Annotated in this window: 15 protein-coding genes and 1 pseudogene; 9 read left to right on the forward strand and 7 right to left on the reverse strand. The window is 71.0% G+C overall.

The window, feature by feature from the left end; translation table 11 throughout:
- Positions 1-487 precede the first annotated feature (487 nt).
- The 3 genes from ACFV57_RS13280 (at position 488) to ACFV57_RS13290 (ending at position 2,123) form a co-directional block, all read left to right on the forward strand.
- Positions 488-835: a hypothetical protein gene (locus tag ACFV57_RS13280; RefSeq protein WP_385229839.1), complete on the forward strand. Its 348-nt coding sequence runs from the start codon at positions 488-490 to the stop codon at positions 833-835.
- On the forward strand, positions 832-1,095 hold the full coding sequence (locus tag ACFV57_RS13285) for a hypothetical protein (protein ID WP_385229842.1): 264 nt from the start codon (positions 832-834) through the stop codon (positions 1,093-1,095). Before ACFV57_RS13280 ends, ACFV57_RS13285 begins: the two co-directional genes overlap by 4 nt.
- Positions 1,096-1,343: 248 nt before the next feature.
- On the forward strand, positions 1,344-2,123 hold the full coding sequence (locus ACFV57_RS13290; RefSeq protein ID WP_385229845.1) for a phosphotransferase: 780 nt from the start codon (positions 1,344-1,346) through the stop codon (positions 2,121-2,123).
- Between the two features lie 100 nt (positions 2,124-2,223).
- On the opposite strand, the gene ACFV57_RS13295 is transcribed toward ACFV57_RS13290, so the two are convergent.
- The 3 genes from ACFV57_RS13295 to ACFV57_RS13305 form a co-directional block, all read right to left on the reverse strand.
- A complete protein-coding gene (locus tag ACFV57_RS13295; RefSeq protein ID WP_385230031.1) occupies positions 2,224-3,063 on the reverse strand; it encodes a geranyl diphosphate 2-C-methyltransferase in 840 nt (279 codons plus the stop codon).
- Between the two features lie 69 nt (positions 3,064-3,132).
- Complete coding sequence (locus ACFV57_RS13300; RefSeq protein ID WP_385229848.1) at positions 3,133-4,194, reverse strand: family 2 encapsulin nanocompartment cargo protein terpene cyclase; 1,062 nt, start codon at positions 4,192-4,194, stop codon at positions 3,133-3,135.
- 17 nt (positions 4,195-4,211) lie between these two features.
- Positions 4,212-5,666 (reverse strand): family 2B encapsulin nanocompartment shell protein, encoded by a 1,455-nt coding sequence (locus ACFV57_RS13305; RefSeq protein ID WP_385229851.1) that lies wholly within the window; start codon positions 5,664-5,666, stop codon positions 4,212-4,214.
- Between the two features lie 969 nt (positions 5,667-6,635).
- On the opposite strand from ACFV57_RS13305, the gene ACFV57_RS13310 reads away from it, so the two are divergent.
- From ACFV57_RS13310 to ACFV57_RS13325, 4 genes and pseudogenes are all read left to right on the forward strand, one after another.
- Positions 6,636-6,965, forward strand: coding sequence for a hypothetical protein (locus tag ACFV57_RS13310; RefSeq protein WP_385229854.1), 330 nt, complete (start codon positions 6,636-6,638; stop codon positions 6,963-6,965).
- A gap of 352 nt (positions 6,966-7,317) precedes the next feature.
- Positions 7,318-9,924: pseudogene (locus tag ACFV57_RS13315) on the forward strand (PA14 domain-containing protein); the annotation flags it as partial.
- Between the two features lie 270 nt (positions 9,925-10,194).
- A complete protein-coding gene (locus tag ACFV57_RS13320; protein WP_385229857.1) occupies positions 10,195-10,650 on the forward strand; it encodes a DUF3662 domain-containing protein in 456 nt (151 codons plus the stop codon).
- Positions 10,651-10,771: 121 nt separating this feature from the next.
- Positions 10,772-11,233, forward strand: coding sequence for an ATP-binding protein (locus ACFV57_RS13325; RefSeq protein WP_385229861.1), 462 nt, complete (start codon positions 10,772-10,774; stop codon positions 11,231-11,233).
- A gap of 109 nt (positions 11,234-11,342) precedes the next feature.
- Here ACFV57_RS13325 and ACFV57_RS13330 read toward each other — a convergent pair whose 3' ends face one another.
- On the reverse strand, positions 11,343-12,413 hold the full coding sequence (locus tag ACFV57_RS13330) for an alkene reductase (protein ID WP_385229864.1): 1,071 nt from the start codon (positions 12,411-12,413) through the stop codon (positions 11,343-11,345).
- Positions 12,414-12,531: 118 nt separating this feature from the next.
- Between ACFV57_RS13330 and ACFV57_RS13335 the strand changes: the two genes are divergently transcribed.
- Both ACFV57_RS13335 and ACFV57_RS13340 read left to right on the forward strand, forming a co-directional pair.
- On the forward strand, positions 12,532-12,903 hold the full coding sequence (locus ACFV57_RS13335; protein ID WP_385229867.1) for a MerR family transcriptional regulator: 372 nt from the start codon (positions 12,532-12,534) through the stop codon (positions 12,901-12,903).
- 149 nt (positions 12,904-13,052) lie between these two features.
- Entirely contained in the window at positions 13,053-13,925 is an 873-nt protein-coding gene (locus tag ACFV57_RS13340) for a polysaccharide deacetylase family protein (RefSeq protein WP_385229870.1), read from the forward strand.
- 18 nt (positions 13,926-13,943) lie between these two features.
- On the opposite strand, the gene ACFV57_RS13345 is transcribed toward ACFV57_RS13340, so the two are convergent.
- The 3 genes from ACFV57_RS13345 to ACFV57_RS13355 are packed head-to-tail and all read right to left on the reverse strand — an operon-like array spanning position 13,944 to position 17,126.
- Complete coding sequence (locus ACFV57_RS13345; protein WP_385229873.1) at positions 13,944-14,723, reverse strand: SGNH/GDSL hydrolase family protein; 780 nt, start codon at positions 14,721-14,723, stop codon at positions 13,944-13,946.
- A gap of 13 nt (positions 14,724-14,736) precedes the next feature.
- The gene (locus tag ACFV57_RS13350) at positions 14,737-15,789 is read right to left on the reverse strand and encodes a hemolysin family protein (protein ID WP_385229876.1); all 1,053 of its coding nucleotides are present in this window, start codon (positions 15,787-15,789) and stop codon (positions 14,737-14,739) included.
- A complete protein-coding gene (locus ACFV57_RS13355) occupies positions 15,786-17,126 on the reverse strand; it encodes a hemolysin family protein (protein ID WP_385229879.1) in 1,341 nt (446 codons plus the stop codon). The genes ACFV57_RS13350 and ACFV57_RS13355 overlap by 4 nt, the downstream gene beginning before the upstream one ends.
- Positions 17,127-17,215 lie beyond the last annotated feature (89 nt).

Raw genomic sequence — 17,215 nt, forward strand, 5'->3', positions numbered from 1 at the left:
CCAGGTCAGCGCACGGTCACCGACGCCTTGGCCCCGCGGACGCGAGACGAAGGTGAGACGGACCGGCTGCACGCCGCGAGGGAGCGGAGCTGCGTGACTGTCTGTGCCGATGTACGTCTGGAGCGTAGCCCTGGCGGATGAGGCCCCAGCCGCGACTCCGCGATCCCGGCAAGCCGGCAGCGGCTCATGAAGCTGATCCGGGCTCTCGGGATGGGCGCCCGCAACGGCACCCGGTGAGGTAGTTCCGGCCCGGCCCGGCCCGGCCCGGCCCCAGATCCGGATCACGGAGCGTGGCCTGTAGTACCTCCACCACAAGCTCGGCGTCGCCGTCCGGCCCGTAGGGCATCGGCGGCCGGGGCGTGGCGGGATCGGGTGAACGGGTTCCGGTTCCCCGCCGTCGTGATGGTGTTTCGTGGCGCGGCGTCTGGTTCGCCGGCTGGCATCCTGGGCTGCTGCGCGCTGTCTTGTACATGACGCGGAGGTTGAGATGAAGGAGCACGACGAGGAAGCCCTGTTCCCGATGCCCGCACGATCGGAACAGGCGCTGCGGGCGGCCGTCGAGCGGCTGGATCCGACAGAAGCAGTACGGTTCGAGCGCGACTTTCACGCGGCGTGGGAGACGGCGCTGCTGGAGGACAGTACGGTGCCCATGCAGACGTTCCTGTACCGGTGGGGGGTTTTCGTGGCACTGCATCGTATTCCGTCCCGGTCGGCGCGGCTCCGCGAGCTGGAGCGTGCGGTGGGCTCGGCGGCGTCGCTGGAGGAGGCCCGGACGGCGGGCAAAGAGATCGAGGAGCTGCTGGAGGTGGCCGCGCGCGAGGCGGCCTCCGCATGAGCGAGTGGGGCTGGGACTTCTTCTCCGACGAGGAGTCGACCCTCGGAGGGCTCAGTCCGGAACAGCGGTCGGAGGTCGAGGTGATCGCTCAGCGTCTGGCGGACGCGGCGGCCGTGAAATATCCGCACGATCCACTGCCGGAGGAAGCCGGCAGCGCGCCGCTCCAGAGCATCGGCGAGGGGCCCTTGATGGTCTGGTACCAGGAGCAGCGCACAACGCGGCTGATCATCATCGCCGGCGTGCAGCGCCTGCCTCGCTGAGCGCACCGCAGAGAGCCCCTCGCCTTGACGCTTTTGCGCGCGCCGCGTGTGCCGTCCCGGTCTCCCTCGATCGAGGGCACCTTCGAGGCGAGGAAAGGGGTTCGCCATGGGCGAATGTGATCACGAGTGGGTGCAGTGGAGTGGCGCGCAGCGTTGCCGCAAATGCGGCGCCACACAGCAGTAGGTTGCTCGTTGAGCTTGGTGAGGGGTCGCGCCTGCGGCCCCTCTTCTCGTCGTGAGGGGGGCGGGTGGCGCGTACCGGGTGGTGGGAGTTGCCGCGCGAGGTGCGGGCGGCCGTGGAGGCGCGAACAGGTCCGGTGGCTGAGGCGCGGGATGTCGCGGAGGGTCTGACGTGCCGGGCGGCGGCCGTGCTCACGTCCGCCTCCGGGCAGGTGTTCGTGAAGGGTGTGCCGGCCGGTGACGCGAGGGGGCGGGCCGCGCAAGCGATGGAGGCCGCGGTGAACGCGGCGACGCGCCGCGTGGGGCCGCGCCTGCTGTGGCAGGTCGTGGCCGACGGGTGGGCGCTGCTCGGCTTCGAATACGTCGACGGGCGGCACTCGGAACTCTCGACCGGCTCGTCGGACCTGGTTCTGGTGGACGACGTGCTGCGCTCGGCCCAGGATGTCCGCGTCCCCGAAGACGCCGGTGTCCCGTCGTTCGCCGACCGGTTCGTCGACGTACTGCTGCCCGAGCAGCTGGCGCTGCTGCGCGGTGACACCTTGCTGCACACCGACACCAATCCCCACAACATCCTCGTCGGGGACGACCGGGCGTGGCTGGTGGACTGGGCGATGCCCGCGGCCGGCCCCGCGTGGGTGGACGTGGCGTACACGACGGTGCGGCTGATGGAGGCCGACTGCCCGGCGGGCGAGGCGCTGGAGTGGGCGGCGCGGCTTCCGAGCTGGGCGGCAGCGGACCCGCGGGCAGTGCGGGCGCTCGTTGCGGGTACGTGCCGCCTGTGGGAACGGCGGGTCGGAGTGCGGGACGCCAGGCACAGCAACGCGCGCTATGCCGCCCTCGCCGCCTGACGGCGAAGGGCCTGAGGACGCGACGGCAGAACGCGACCGGAGAACGCGACGCCCCCGCCGGGCGGACCGTGGTCCGCCCGGCGGGGGTTCGGGAGCCTTCTCAGATCCGGTCGGCGGCGATCAGCAGGTACTGGAAGCTGCCGTTGCGGTATGCGGTCAGAAAGGTTTCCTCAATGCCCGTGACCAGGTGGTCGGCCTGGCTGCGCAGTTCCCAGTACGGGAGCGTGGCCGCGGTGAGATCCTCGACGTGCACGGGGACCAGCCGGTGGCGGGCCATCGCGCGGAAGTACGCCGACCGCGGGTGGATGTCGCAGATGTAGTGGGCGTTGATGAGGGACACCTCGCGGGAGGCGCGCCCGTAGGCGTCGTTGTAGCAGCCGGTGATCGTCACATAGCGCCCGCCGCGCCGCAGCAGCCGCGCGTGCTCGGCGAACAGCAGGTCCAGTTCGACGTACATGGTCGACTCGTTGTTCCAGGACGCCGCGTACGCGCCGGTGGCGAATCCGGTGTCGAGCATGTTGCGGTGGTGGTAGCGCACCTTGTCGTCGATGCCGCGCTTGCGGGCCTGCTCGTTGGCGAAGTCGGCCTGCTTGGCGGAGATGGTGGCCCCGTCGGTGTGGCAGCCGTGCCGCAGGTGCGCGACCACGCTGCCGCCGCCGCGCCCGCACCCGGCGTCGAAGACGCGGTCGCCGGGCGTCAGCGCGCCGAGGTGGGAGGCGAGAAGTTCGGCCTGGGCGTGTTCGAGGCGGTGCAGTTCGCCGGTGACGCGTTCGCGGCGGCGTACGGGGTCCGGCTCGTCCAGCACGGACCGGTCGGCGTCCCCGATGCCGTAGTGGTGGTGGTAGAGGTCGTCGATCTTGCCGAGTTCCAGATTGACCGGGTTCTCCTCGGTGTTCCAGTAGTCCGCGACGCGGGCCTGGTACGTGGACTGGGTCGGCATGAGCGGGCGTGCGGCGGGGACGTGCGCAGTGGTCAACGGTGGCTCCTTGCTGTGGGGCGCTGGATCGGTCTACCAGTAGTTGGGCAGGTGGTAGCGGTCGGTGTTGGTGGCGTGCCATTCGTGGTTGCCGGCCACCCAGTCGGACAGGCTCCGGGTGTAGCGCTCCACGAGGGGGGAGGTCCCGGCCAGTTCGGCCGCCTCCGTCTCGTACGCCTCCATGATCTGGTTGTGGATGTCGACGCTCTTCAGATAGGCGGCCTTCAGGCCGCGCTGGTCGTTGGCGGCCACCACCTGGGGCAGGTTCAGGTGGTCCGGGTCGCTCGCCAACTCCTTGGTGAAGGAGTAGAGGTCGTTGACGATGGTCGTGGCGTTGCAGGCCAGGGCGGTGATCCGCTGGATCTCCGGACGGGCGTACACGGCCTCGGGCAGTTCGTAGCCGTCCACGGCGTCGACGATCGACAGGCAGGGACGGAAGTTGTTGAACTGCCGCATGACCAGGTACTCCCAGACGCGCGGCACGTGCCGGCTCTCCGCCCAGGACGCCTCGGCGACGTAGCCGAGATGCAGCCGGGCCATGTCGTGGACGAACCGGCCGGCCTGGCTGGGTGTCGCCAGGGCCGCGTAGTCCTTCAGGGCCCAGTAGTACGAGCGCAGGGGACCGTCGGCCTGCACGCCCTGGCGCCACTCCTGCTCCGTGTCCGGGGTGCCGTGGAACGGGTCCAGGGCCGACTGGGCGATGATCAGCCGGCCGCCCAGGCCGCGGCGCGCGCCGCCCTTGCCCTCGTCCTCCTCGCAGTAGCAGGTGTCGACGATGTTCTCGGCCAGCAGCAGCTTGCCCGCGGCGGTGAGGCGTTCGAGGTCGGCCGCTGCGGGGTGCTGCAGGACGACGGCCCGGCCGAACTGGAAGCCCGTGAAGTCGCCGGACCACTGCGTGGGGAACAGGTCCAGCCCGCGGGCCCAGTCCTCCAGCCTGCGGTCGATCTCCGCGGCCTTCTCCGGGTCGGCGGGGGCGGCCGGCCGGTACCTCAGTCCGGGGACGGCGCCGCCGCGCCGGGTCGGCCGGTTGCGGGCGAGGCTCGGCGGTCCGGGCATCCGGAACGTGGCGGCGGTGGTGGTACTGGGTGTGCTCATGGTCCGTACTCCACTGGTCAGTCGGTGGTCCGGCCGAGCTGGACGTTTTCCAGGACACCGGCCGCGTCCGGCACGAGGATGGCCAGCGAGTAGTAGGCGGTGACCAGGTAGTTGATGACGGCGGCCTGGTCGATGCCCATGAACCGGACGTTCAGGCCGGGCTGGTGCTCCTCGGGGAGGCCGGTCCGGTACAGGCCGACGACGCCCTGATCGCTCTCGCCGGTCCGCAGCGCGATGATGCTGGTGGTGTGCGTCCCGCTGACGGGGATCTTGCCGCAGGGGAAGATCGGGACCCCGCGCCAGGCGGGGACCTGATGCCCGTTGACGTCCGCCGAGCCCGGTACCAGGCCGCGTTTGTTGCACTGCCGGAAGAAGGCGGCGATCGCCTTCGGGTGGGCCAGGAACAACCGGGTCTTACGGCGCATGGACAGCAGCTCGTCCATGTCGTCGGGGGTGGGCGGGCCGGTGTGGGTACTGATGCGCTGCCCGAAGTCGACGTTGTGCAGCAGCCCGAACTCCCGGTTGTTCAGCAGCTCCCACTCCTGGCGCTCGCGGATCTCCTCGACCGTGAGCCGGAGTTGCTGCTGCGTCTGGTCCATCGGCTCGTTGTAGAGGTCGGCGACGCGGGAGTGCACGCGCAGCACGCTCTGGGTCAGCGAGAGTTCGTACTCGCGCGGGGTGAGGTCGTAGTCGACGTAACCGCCGGACAGGGTCGCTTCGCCGACGTGTCCCGCCTGCACCGGTACGTCCGCTTCACCTCGGCGGTTCATCGGCCGCCGCTGCCGCTCCGCGTACGCGGTCAGGTGCGCGGCCAGGGACGGCGCGCGGTCGGTGAACTCCCGGATCACGTCCCAGGGCAGCGCCAGCAGGACGCCGGCGGTCTCGGCCCGGACCGACGTCGGCCACCGCGGGTCGGGGCGGCCGAGCGCCTCGTCCCCCATCTGGTCGCCGTCCGTGACGACACCGACGACCTGCTCCTCGCCGTACTTGCCGGGCGCGTAGCGGGCGAACCGCCCGTGTACGACGAGGTACGCCTCGGAGGCGGGCTGCCCCGCCTCGAAGAGGACCTGACCGGCCCGGACCTCCCGGACCCGGAAGCGGCCGGCGAGGTCCTTGAGCACCTCGGCATCGGTGTAGCCGCGCAGGGCGGGCAGCTCGGTGAGGGTCCGCGGGATCACCCTGATGTCGTCCGCGCCGTTGTGCTCGAACTGGACGCGGCCCCGGCCGGTGCGGAGTTGCAGGCGCCGGTTGACCCGATAGGTGCCACCTTTGACGTCCACCCACGGCAGCGTTCTCAGCAGCCATCGGGAGGTGATGGCCTGCATCTGGGGTTCGGTTTTGGTGGTGGTCGCCAGTTGGCGCGCGGCCTGGGTGCCGAGGCTGGTGAGCACGCTGTCCGTGGGCGGGCCGGGCGCGCTGTCTTCGGCGGCGGAACCGGGGACACGGTCGGGGACGCGGTCCGGTACGGGCACATTTCCTCCGGAGGTGAACAGGAGTGGTGCGGACGGCCGTTGGTGGGCAGGGGGGCCGTGTGCGGCAATAAGCGAAACAGGTGGAAGTGCGCCGCCGGTACGGCGCGAAAGGGGGCGCCTTTGCGTCCGGAGAGCGTAAACATCTGATGGTTGGACAAAGGGGCGCGGAGAGGTTGGCACGCGCCCCCTGGAGGACGGGGACCGACTGCCCGGCGTCGTACAGGTCAGCGGCGGAGGGACGGGTGCGCGGAGCTGCGGCGAAGGCGATTGCCTGCCAACTCCCCACCGACTGAAGGCGCGTGCTTCGTACGGGACTGAGGGCGGCGGTTGGCCGGCGCCGCAGTCACGGGTCCTTGTGCCGCAACCGGTGCGTGTCGGCGCCGCCGCCATGGCGCCGTGGTGTCGCGGAGGCCGGAGGGGCGCGGCGGCCATCGGTCAAGAAGGCTCGCGCGACAGACTTTCCGTAACCGTCCGTCCGTGTCGCGGGAGGCGGTCGGGGCTGGGTCCTGGGCCTCGCCGCGGTGGGCTGCGCCGCCGGTGTGGCGCCGTTCTCGCGGGTTGTCCTGCCCGAGGCCGTAGGGTCAACGCCTCACCGGACACCACCGCTTTCGCGCCCAACCGTCGCGTCGGAATTGTCACGGCCGACCGGAACGGATACCTGCCCTACGGCCCCTTTGTGCTGTTCACACGGCTGGGCCCAGAAACTCCACCATGGCAAGGCTTTCCGCGGAGATCCTAGTCAACTCCCTATGAACGCCACTCCGATCCGCCCCCGCCTGACCGCGTTTCCCCTGGTAGAGCGGGCGGCAGCCCTCATGGGAGCACGAGGTGCGATGTTCTGACTCAATGCGTCCTCTCGACGCTGATCTTGCGGAACTAGCCTTTATCGAGTCCGTTTGCCCCACCAGGTCACTTCCGTACGCGGATACACCCGTACACGTGATCCCCGGAAAGAGAGGAATGGATTCTGTGAAGAGACTGTCAGCTGTCGTGCTCACCGTCGGCGCGCTTCTCCTCGGAACGCCCGCAGGAGCTGTGGCCGCACCCTACGAGGTGCAGGACCAGACGGAAGCGCTGTGGATCAACCCCAACAAGCCCTGCACCACTGAGGGAAGGCTCTTCGGGTCCATCCGCGCCAAGAACGAGTTCCTCAACTGCAAGAAGATCGGCGAGCGGCCCTGGGTGGGGAACTGCATCTTCCTCTACTTCGAGCCGATCAAGCTCTACTGCACCGACCCCGCCCAGTGGGACTACCCCGATTGGCCCGGCGACGGTTCGCACGGACAGACCGCCGCCTGAGGACTGTCCCGCAGGAGAGCCGGACGGGACGCCGGCCCGCCGTCGGTGACAGTCGCGACCTCGCCGACGGTGTCCGCGGTCGCGGTGTCACCCGGGGCCCCGTCCGTACGGCCGTCGCGGACCTCATGCCGGGGCTGCGCCCGGCGGTGCCGATTCGACCCGGTCCGAGCCGCGATCGCGGCTCGGACCGGGTCGAACGCTGTCCGGACATCAGCCAATCTCCGTGCAGAACTGTTGTTTTACGGTGATGGCTGTGACTAACTGTTTGACTATGTTCCCTTCTTCGCATCGCCTGAGCCTGCGTGCCAGAGGTGTCCCGCGCTGGAGACACCGCGAGAGACCCTCCCGGCCCTTGTCCCCACAACTGCTGCTCCGAGCCCTGACCTTCGCCTTCGCCGCGTCGCTGCCCCTCAGCAGCCTCGCGCCTTCCGCTACGGCGGCGGGTCAGGGCGCCGACCACGTGGCAGGAGCCCCGCGGGAGGCCGCGCACGGCCTCAAGGGCGAGTACTTCCGGATGTCCGCGCCCGGTGCCCGGGACTTCGCCGAACTCGGCGGAACGACGCTGGAACCGGCCGTCGACTTCCCCGACCTGTCCTCCACCTTCCAGCTCGTCACAGGCCGTACCGAGCACACCACGGCGCGGTGGAGCGGCAGGATCGAGGCGCCCAGGAGCGGGAAGTTCACCTTCTTCGCCAAGGGCGACAACGGCTTCCGGTTCTTCATCGACGGCAAGCCGGTCATCGACCACTGGAAGCCCGACTGGGACGTCGAGGTCAAGAGCGGCCCCGTCGAACTCGCCGCCGGCCGGCAGTACGACTTCCGGTTCGAGATGTTCCAGGACACCGGCGGCTCCAACATGGCGCTGAGCTGGCAGAGCCCGGACGTCAAACGGCAGCCGGTCCCGGAGTCGGCCTTCACCCCGCCGGACGGCTTCGAGCCGTACCCGGTGGACCTCACCGTCGGCGCCGACGGGCGCAGGCTGCGGGCGACGTTCGAGGACGAGGCCCGGGTGACCGAGGCGCTCAAGGACCACCTGATGCTGGAGGTCGACAGCACACAGATGCCCGTGGAGTCGGCCGTCAGGGACGGGGACGACCCGCGCACGGTGGTCTTCACGCTGGCCGGGCCCGTCCAGAAGGGGCAGCGGGTGCGCTTCGCCTACGACGGCAAGGGCGGGCTGACCAGCGGAGGCAAGAGCGTGCCGGTGGTGATCCGCTCCGCCGGGAACCTCTCCACCCACCGGCTGACCACCAAGTGGGGCGACAAGGTCGACCCGGACAACCCGCTGCCCGAGTACCCCCGCCCACAGGAGCGGCGGGCGAAGTGGCAAAACCTCAACGGCCGGTGGGAGTTCGCGGGGGCCCGTGAGGGCGAGCAGCCGGTGTTCGGCAAGCGGCTGGCCGAGAGGATCACGGTGCCGTTCCCCGTCGAGTCGCAGCTCTCCGGGGTCGAGCGGCACGAGGACCACATGTTCTACCGCAGGCTCGTCACCGTCCCCAGGGGCTGGCACGTCGGCAACGCGCAGCGCCTCAGGCTCAACTTCGGCGCCGTCGACTACGAGGCGCGGGTGTGGGTCAACGGCAAGGAGGTGGCCCGGCACACCGGTGGCTACACCGGTTTCAGCGCCGACATCACCGACGCGCTGCGCAAGGGAGGCAAGCAGGAGATCATCGTCGGCGTCACCGACACCGGCGGCGCCAACCAGCCGAAGGGCAAGCAGACGCCGCGTCCCGGGGGCATCTTCTACACCCAGTCCTCCGGGATCTGGCAGACCGTGTGGATGGAACCCGTCGCCAGGACGGCCGTCGACCGGATCGTCACCACCCCCGACATCGGCAGCAGCACCCTGAAGGTGACGGCGGAATCCCGCAACGCCTCCCCGCGGGCGAAGGTCACGGCCGTGGCGCGGAACAAGGAGGGCAAGGAGGTCGGCAGGGTCACCGGAGCGGCCAACGCGAACCTGAACCTCAAGGTGCGGGACCAGCACCTGTGGTCGCCCGACGACCCCTACCTCTACAACCTCGACATCACCCTGCGCGACGGCGGGCCGAAGGACTTCGTCAGGAGCTACTTCGGGATGCGCTCCATCGGCGTACAGAAGGTCGGCGGCCACCCCAAGCTCGTCCTGAACGGCAAGCCCTTCTTCTCCCTCGCCATGCTGGACCAGGGCTTCTGGCCGGACGGCCTGCACACCCAGCCCAGCGACGAGGCGCTCCGCTTCGACCTGGAGGGGCAGAAGCGGCTCGGCTTCAACGCGGTCCGCAAGCACATCAAGGTCGAGTCGCCCCGCTGGTACTACCACGCGGACCGGCTCGGACTGCTGGTGTGGCAGGACTTCGTCTCCGGCGACATCACCGGCGAGCAGGGGCAGCGGGCGTTCACCGACCAGGGCAGACAGATGATGAAGCTGACGCACAACTCCCCGGCCGTCGGCGGTTACATCGTCTTCAACGAGGGCTGGGGCGAGTGGGACCGCGAGGCCACCGGCCGCCTCGCCGAGTCCGTCAAGGCCGAGGACCCCTCGCGCGTCGTCAACGCGCACAGCGGCGTCAACTGCTGCAACTCCAAAGGTGACTCGGGCAAGGGCGACATCATCGATCACCACGACTACAACAACGTCGACCCGCCCGCGCCCGACGACCGCCGGGCCGCGATGGACGGCGAGCACGGCGGCTTCACCCTGCGCACTCCGGGCCACATGTGGCCCGGTACCCCGACCGTGATCTACAGCGGGGTGGCCGACACGGAGGCGCTGACCCGGAAGTACGTGGACAACACCCGCACGTTCTACCTGCGGCAGGCGGGCGGGCAGCTGTCCGGCTCGATCTACACGCAGGTCTCCGACCTGGAGAACGAACTCAACGGCTTCTGGACGTACGACCGGCGCAAGCTCAAGGTCGATCCCGACCGCGTCCGCGCCGTCAACCGCGAGGTCATCGCGGCCGGAGCGGCGGCGGGAGGCTGACCGCGCCGCGCTGCGGACGCCGCCCGGCGAACCGAACCGAGCCGATCTGAGCCGAACGATCTGAGCCGTGCGCTGCGGGTACGGCGCGCCGCGGCTGCGCCCCAGGCGATGCCTGCCGCTACGGAAACACGCCACGGAAAGCATTCGCGTGAGCCGTCGCGGGTGGGCGTGTCCGGGAGGCGGGGCGGCCGTTGAACCGCAGGAGCCCCGACGGACACCCGGATGGGCGGATATGACCGGGCTGCGGACGGACAGGTGCCAGGGATGAACATGATCGGACGTTTCGAACAGGCCGTGGAGCGCTGGACGGCCGCCGCGTGGGACTCGGTGCGCAAGTCCCAGGACCGGCCGATGGACGTGGTGGCCCGGCTGCACCGCGAGTGCGACGCCAACGCCCTGATCATGGGGCAGGGGCGGACCGTGGTGCCCAACCGCTTCACCGTCGAGCTGCCCGCGGACAGCCACCGTCAGCTGGCCGGCCATCAGGACCAGCTCGGACCGGAGCTGGCCGCCGAGGTCCGGCGCTACGCCGCCGAGCGGTCCTACACCTTCGCCGGCCCGGTCACCGTGGCCCTGACGGCCCGTCCCGATGCCGGGCACGCCCGCTACCAGGTGCGCAGCCGTCTGGTCCCCGGCCGGGCTCCCGCGCTCACGGACGACCTGACCAAGGCACTGCCGGTGGTCGGTGCGCCCCGGGCGCACGGAAGCACACGCGGTTGACACCGGACGGACCGGGCAAGCGACAGATCAGTAGCCGACCGCCGGAAAAGGGGCAGCAGCCCCTACGGCCACCGCGCGGCCGGCACGGCGAGGGTGGGATGAAGTCATGGCGGAATGCTCCGTGGACCAGGTAGACATGTGGCGCCCCTTCGACCCGCGACCGGGGGCGCACGAGCACCGGACACCGGCCGCAGGACAGCGTCCCCGCACCCCGGCCGCGACCCGCACCGGCTACCTGCGCAGCAGTTCCCAGGCCCGGCAGGTCACCCGCGGATACCTGTCCGCCCTGCCCACGCCCCCCACGACAGCCACCGTCGAAGAGGTACTGCTGGTGGTCTCCGAACTGGTCACCAACGCCTTTCGCCACGCCGGCTCGGTGACCGAGTTCGGCCTCAGCTGCGCCGGGGACCACCTGGAGATCACCGTGGGCGACAACAGCTCCGCCCTGCCGCACGAGCACACACCCGACGTCGAACGGTGCGGCGGCTTCGGCTGGCACCTCGTACGCCACTTCGCCGACGAGACGAACATCCGCCTGGGCCCGGGTGCGGCGAAGACCATCCGTATCAGCATGCCTCTTTGACGAAGCGCCTTCCGGCGGCAGTGCGCCGGCCGTGGTACCGGGCCCGCCGGGGAACGCGACTCCTCCGGCGGGCCCGTCGTGCGCGCGCCCGCCGGCCGCCGGTCCGCGGTCAGTACTGGTGGCTGGGGAAGTCGAGATATCCGCTGTCGCCGCCCTGGTACCACGTCTCGCGGCCGGTGGCGCGCAGCGGCAGTCCGGCGCGGAAGCGTTCGACCAGGTCGGGGTTGCCGATGTAGGCGCGGCCGTAGCTGATCAGGTCCGCGCCGAGGCCGAGCCAGTGTTCGCCGGTCTCCTGGTCGCCCTCGCGCGGGCCGATCTGCCCGCCCGGATTGAGGATGAACGCGGTCGGCCACGCCTTGCGCAGCGCGACGAGCAGGTCTTCCCCGGCGGTGGCCAGGAGGTGCACGTAGGCGAGGCCGAGCGGGGCGAGCGCGTCGAACAGGGCCCCGTACAGGCGCGGTACGTCGTCCTCGCTCATGTCCCAGACGGTGCCGCCGGGCGAGAGGCGGATGCCGACCCGGTCGGCGCCGATCGCGTCGGCGGCCGCCTCGGCGGCCTCGACGGCGAACCGGATACGGCCGGTGACGGACCCGCCGTAGGCGTCGGTGCGCCGGTTCGCGTTCGACGAGAGGAACTGCTGGATCAGGTAGCCGTTCGCGCCGTGCAGCTCGACGCCGTCGAAACCGGCGTCGACCGCCCGCCGCGCCGCGTCGGCGAAGACCCGTACCTCGTCCCTGACCTCGTCCGTCGACAACGCGCGCGGGACGGGGGCGGGCAGCGGACCCTTGGGACCGGTGAACACCTCGGCCCGCAGGGCGACCGCGGACGGCGCCACGGGATGGTGACCGGCGACCGCCGGGTGGCCGACCCGGCCGCCGTGCATGAGCTGGGCGAAGATCCGGCCGCCGCTGGCGTGCACCGCGTGCGTCACCGGCCGCCAGGCCGCGACCTGCGCGTCGTTGTGCAGCCCGGGAGTGCTGGGGTTGGACTGGCTCTGCGCACTCGGCTGCACGCCTTCGCTGACGATCAGCCCGGCCGTCGCCCGCTGGGCGTAGTAGGCCGCCGCCGAGCTGTTCGGTATGCCGTCCGCGAAGGCGCGGGACCGCGTCATGGGGGCCATCACCAGCCGGTTGGGAAGCCGGAGGCCGCCGAGCGGAAAACTGTCGAAGAAGGTGGTCACGGGGTGTCCTTCGCTCTCACAGCAGGAGTGGGGTGTGCGTTCGCTACGCTAAAAGCTGACGTTGACGTCAGAGGCAAGTCATGTGAGCCACGGCACCCGGAACAGCAGGAGGGGCACGATGCGGATCGGCGAGTTGGCCACCAGGGCGGGCGTGAGCGTACGGGCGCTGCGCTACTACGAGGAGCAGAACCTGCTCACCTCGGAACGCAGTCCCAGTGGCCAGCGGCACTACCCGGACCACGCGGTCGACCGCGTCCGGGCGCTCCAGCAGCTCTACGCCGCGGGGCTGTCCAGCAAGTCGATCCTCGCGATGCTGCCGTGCATGTCGACCGGTGTGGCCACTCCGGAGCTGCTCGCGTGGCTCTCGGAGGAGCGGGAGCGCATCGACCGGCAGATCGGTGACCTGGTGGGCACCCGGGACCGGCTCGACGAGATCATCGCCGCCTCCACCGAGTCCTGGCGCAGCGGCGTTCCCTGCCATCCGCAGTGAGGGGGAGGGGCCGGGTTCGGGGGCCCCGGCGGGTGTGTGACGGGAGTCACGGGAGGGCTCAGTGATGTTCGCGCTAGTGTGAACATCGGGTGGGGGTGCCCGGTACGGCCGCGGCACCCCCGACGGACACCGGCATGAGGTGGGGGACCATGGACAACGAACTCTTCGACTACAGCCCGATCGTCGAGCGCGAGCCGATCCACTGGCCGGACGGCGCGCGGGTCGCCTTCTACGTGGGGCTGAACGTCGAGCACTATCGGATCGACCGCCCCTCGACCAGCATCTTCCCGGGCACCGCGGGGCTGGCCCCCGATCCGCTGAACTACGGCTGGCGCGACTACGGGCCCCGGGTGGGCATCTGGCGCCTCATCGAGAGCCTCGACCGGCACGGGCTGCGCGCGAGCGTGATGCTCAACTCCGAGGTCACCCGCCACTACCCGCAGATCGTCGAAGCGGGCCGGCGGCGCGGCTGGGCGTGGATCGCGCACGGCCGGGACAACTCCACCTTCCAGGCGGACATGGCCGTCGACGAGGAGCGCGCCTTCCTGACGGAGGTCGTCGCCACCATCGAGAAGGCCACCGGCCGACGGCCGCGCGGCTGGCTCGGCCCGGCGCTCACCGAGACCTTCCGGACGCCGCGGCTGCTCGCCGAACTCGGCCTGGACTACGTGCTGGACTGGGCCAACGACGACCAGCCGTACCGGCTGAACGTACCGGGCATGCTGAGCGTGCCGTACTCCATCGAGGTCAACGACATCAGCCTGTTCGTCGGCAAGAGCCTCAGCGGGCCGGACTTCGTGCGGATCGTCAAGGACCAGCTCGACCAGCTGTACGCCGACTCGGAACACAGCGGCCGGGTGATGTCCCTGGTCCTGCACCCGTTCGTCGTCAACCAGCCGTTCCGGCACAAGTACCTGGACCAGGCGCTCGAACACATCGCCAACCACCCCGGCGTGTGGCTGACGACCAGCGACGAGATCGCCGGACACTACGCCCGCACCACCGCCCGCCAGGGGGAGTGAGCGCGGGGCCGGGCCCTCCTACGGGCGCGGCTCCTCGTAGGGAAGCAGCTCGGGACGCTTCGGCGCGCGGCCGTCCCCGCTGGACCGGCCGGTGAGGCGCCGGCCGATCCACGGCACGAGGTGCCGGTGCGCGAAGCGCACATCCGAGGTGCGCCGGGCCGCCCACCCCGGCGGTACGAAGGCGGGGAGCGGCGCGTCCCAGTCGGACTCCGCGGGGAAGCCGAGCGCCTGCCAGACGGCCTCGGCCACCCGCTCGTGCCCCTCCCCGTTCAGGTGGAGCCGGTCCTCCGCCCACATCCGCGGGTCGGCCAGCGCACGGGAGGAGAAGAGGTCCACCACGATGGCGTCGTGCTGGGCGGCCAGCGCGTCGATGTGGGCGAAGAGCTGCTCCATACGGGGCCGGAACCGCTCCAGGACCGGCCCCTGCCGCCCGGGGCTGCGCATCAGCACGAGCTGTCCGCAGTCCTTGGCGATCCGCCCGGCGGCCTCCTCCAGGAGGCCGCAGACCCGGTCCACGTCGCACTTGGGCCGCAGTACGTCGTTCAGCCCGCCCACCAGCGTGACCAGGTCCGCGCCCATCGCGGCCGCCGGGCCGCTCTGCTCGTCGGTGATCTGCCCGATCAGCTTGCCGCGCACGGCGAGGTTGGCGTACCGGAAGCCGGGCGTACGGGCCGCGAGCCGGGCGGCCAGCAGGTCCGCCCAGCCCCGGTACGAGCCGTCCGGCAGCGCGTCGGACATGCCCTCGGTGAAGCTGTCGCCTACCGCGACGAAACTGGTGTAGGTGGCATTGATCTTCATGGCGGGAGGAATCCTACCGCCGGTGCGCACCCCCGGCCGGAGCGGCCTTGCGGGGCTGCTGCTGCAGCACCAGCTCCCGCAGCACATCCTCCATCGTGACCAGGCCCGCCAGGCGGCCGTCCTTGCCGATGACCGCCGCCAGGTGCGTACGGGAGGCACGCATCGCCGACAGGACGTCGTCGAGCGGGGTCTCGGCCCGTACCCGGGCGATCGGCCGCAGCGCGGAAAGGGGGAACGGCAGATCCCGCGGCGAGGCGTCGAGGGCGTCCTTGACGTGCAGATATCCCAGAATGCGCTGGGTGCCGTCGACGACCGGGAAGCGTGAGAAGCCGGACGTGGCGGCCAGCTCCTCGACGCCTTCCGGCGTGCTGCCCAGCCGGGCCGTGACGACCCGCTCCACCGGCACCACCACGTCGGCGACCGGCCGGCGGCCCAGCTCCAGGGCGTCCCGCAGGCGCTTCTTCGCCCGGTCGTCCAGCAGCCCGGCGGCCTGCGAGTCCTCGACCATCTTCGCGAGCTGGTCGTCCGAGAACGTCGCGGCCACCTCGTCCTTGGCCTCCACCCGCAGCAGCCGCAGCAGCGCGTTGGCGAACGTGTTGATCGCGAAGATCACCGGTCGCAGCGCGCGGGTCAGCGCGACCAGCGGCGGCCCCAGCAGCAGGGCGGTGCGCACCGGCTCGGCCAGTGCCACGTTCTTCGGCACCATCTCGCCGAAGAGCATGTGCAGATACGTCGCCACGGCCAGCGCGAGGACGAAGGAGACGGGGTGGACCAGGGCGTCCGGCATACCGACCGCGTCGAAGACCGGCTCCAGGAGGTGGGCGATGGCGGGCTCGGCGACGGCTCCGAGCACCAGGGTGCACAGGGTGATGCCCAGCTGCGCGGCCGCCATCACGCCGGAGACGTGCTGGAGGCCCCACAGGACCCGGTCCGCGCGGCGGTCGCCGTCCTCGGCGTGCGGCTCGATCTGGCTGCGGCGCACCGAGATCATCGCGAACTCGGCGCCCACGAAGAACGCGTTGACGACCAGCGTGAGCAGGCCGACGAAGAGCTGGAGCGCGGTCATCGGGTCTCCTCCCCGGACTCGTCGTCGCTGTCCGGCAGCGGCGCGCGCAGCAGCACCCGCGCCGCGCGGTGACCGGAGGCGTCCAGGACGTCCATCCGCCAGCCGGCGACCTCCAGGCCGTCCCCGGCGGCCGGAATCCGGCCCAGCTCGGTGGCGATCAGACCGGCCAGGGTCTCGTACGGGCCCTCTGGCAGCTTCAGGCCGATCTGCTCCAGCTGGTCGGTGCGTGCGGCGCCGTCCGCCTCGTAGCGGGCCCGGCCGTCCGCGTCCTCGCCCGCCGGGGCCAGGTCCGGCGTCTCCATCGGGTCGTGCTCGTCGCGTACCTCGCCGACGACCTCCTCGACGATGTCCTCCAGGGTGACGACGCCCGCCGTACCGCCGTACTCGTCGATGACCACGGCCATCGTCTGCTTGCCGGACAGCCGGTCCAGGAGCTTGTCGACGGTCAGCGTCTCCGGTACGAGCAGCGGCTCGCGCAGCAGCTCGGAGACCGGGTGGCGGGGGCGCCGCCCGGCGGGGACGGCCAGCACGTCCTTGATGTGGGCGACGCCCACCACGGAGTCCAGGCCGCCGCGGTAGACGGGGAAGCGGGACAGGCCGGTGGCGCGCGTCGCGGTGGCCACGTCCTCGGCCGTGGACTGCACATCCAGGGCGGTGACCTGCACCCGCGGCGTCATGACGTTCTCCGCGGTCAGGTCGGCGAGGGCGAGGGTGCGGACGAACAGCTCGGCGGTGTCCGGCTCCAGGGCGCCTTCCTTGGCGGAGTGCCGGGCCAGCGCGACCAGTTCCTGCGGGCCGCGCGCGGAGGCCAGTTCCTCGGCGGGCTCCATGCCCATCCGGCGGATCATCCGGTTCGCGGTGTTGTTCAGGTGCCCGATGAGCGGCTTGAAAGCGGCGCTGAAGCCGCGCTGCGCGGTGGCGACCCGGCGGGCGACGGGTAGCGGGCTGGAGATGGCCCAGTTCTTGGGGACCAGCTCGCCGATGACCATCAGGACGACCGTGGAGACGGCCGTACCGAGAACCAGGGCCACGGAGTTCCCCGCGGAGGGCGGCAGGCCCAGGGCGTCGAGCGGCCCGGCCAGCAGGGCGGCGATCGACGGCTTGGCGAGCATGCCGATGACCAGGCCGGTCACGGTGATGCCGAGCTGTGCGCCGGACAGCTGGAACGTCAGGCCGCGGACGGCCTTGAGCGCACTGTCCGCGCCGCGCTCGCCGCGCTCCACGGCACGTTCCAGATCGCTGCGCTCGACGGTCGTCAGCGAGAACTCGGCCGCGACGAAGACACCGCAGGCCAGGGTCAGGAGCAGGGCCACGGCCAGGAGGAGCAGCTCGGTCATCGGGTCACCTCCGTCCCATGATCGAACAGGACCGGGAGGTTCGCGCTCCGGGCGCGGACGGGATGACAACTGGGAGGCTCGCCCATGGC

This window comes from Streptomyces sp. NPDC059788 (assembly GCF_042732265.1).
Lineage (GTDB): Bacteria > Actinomycetota > Actinomycetes > Streptomycetales > Streptomycetaceae > Streptomyces.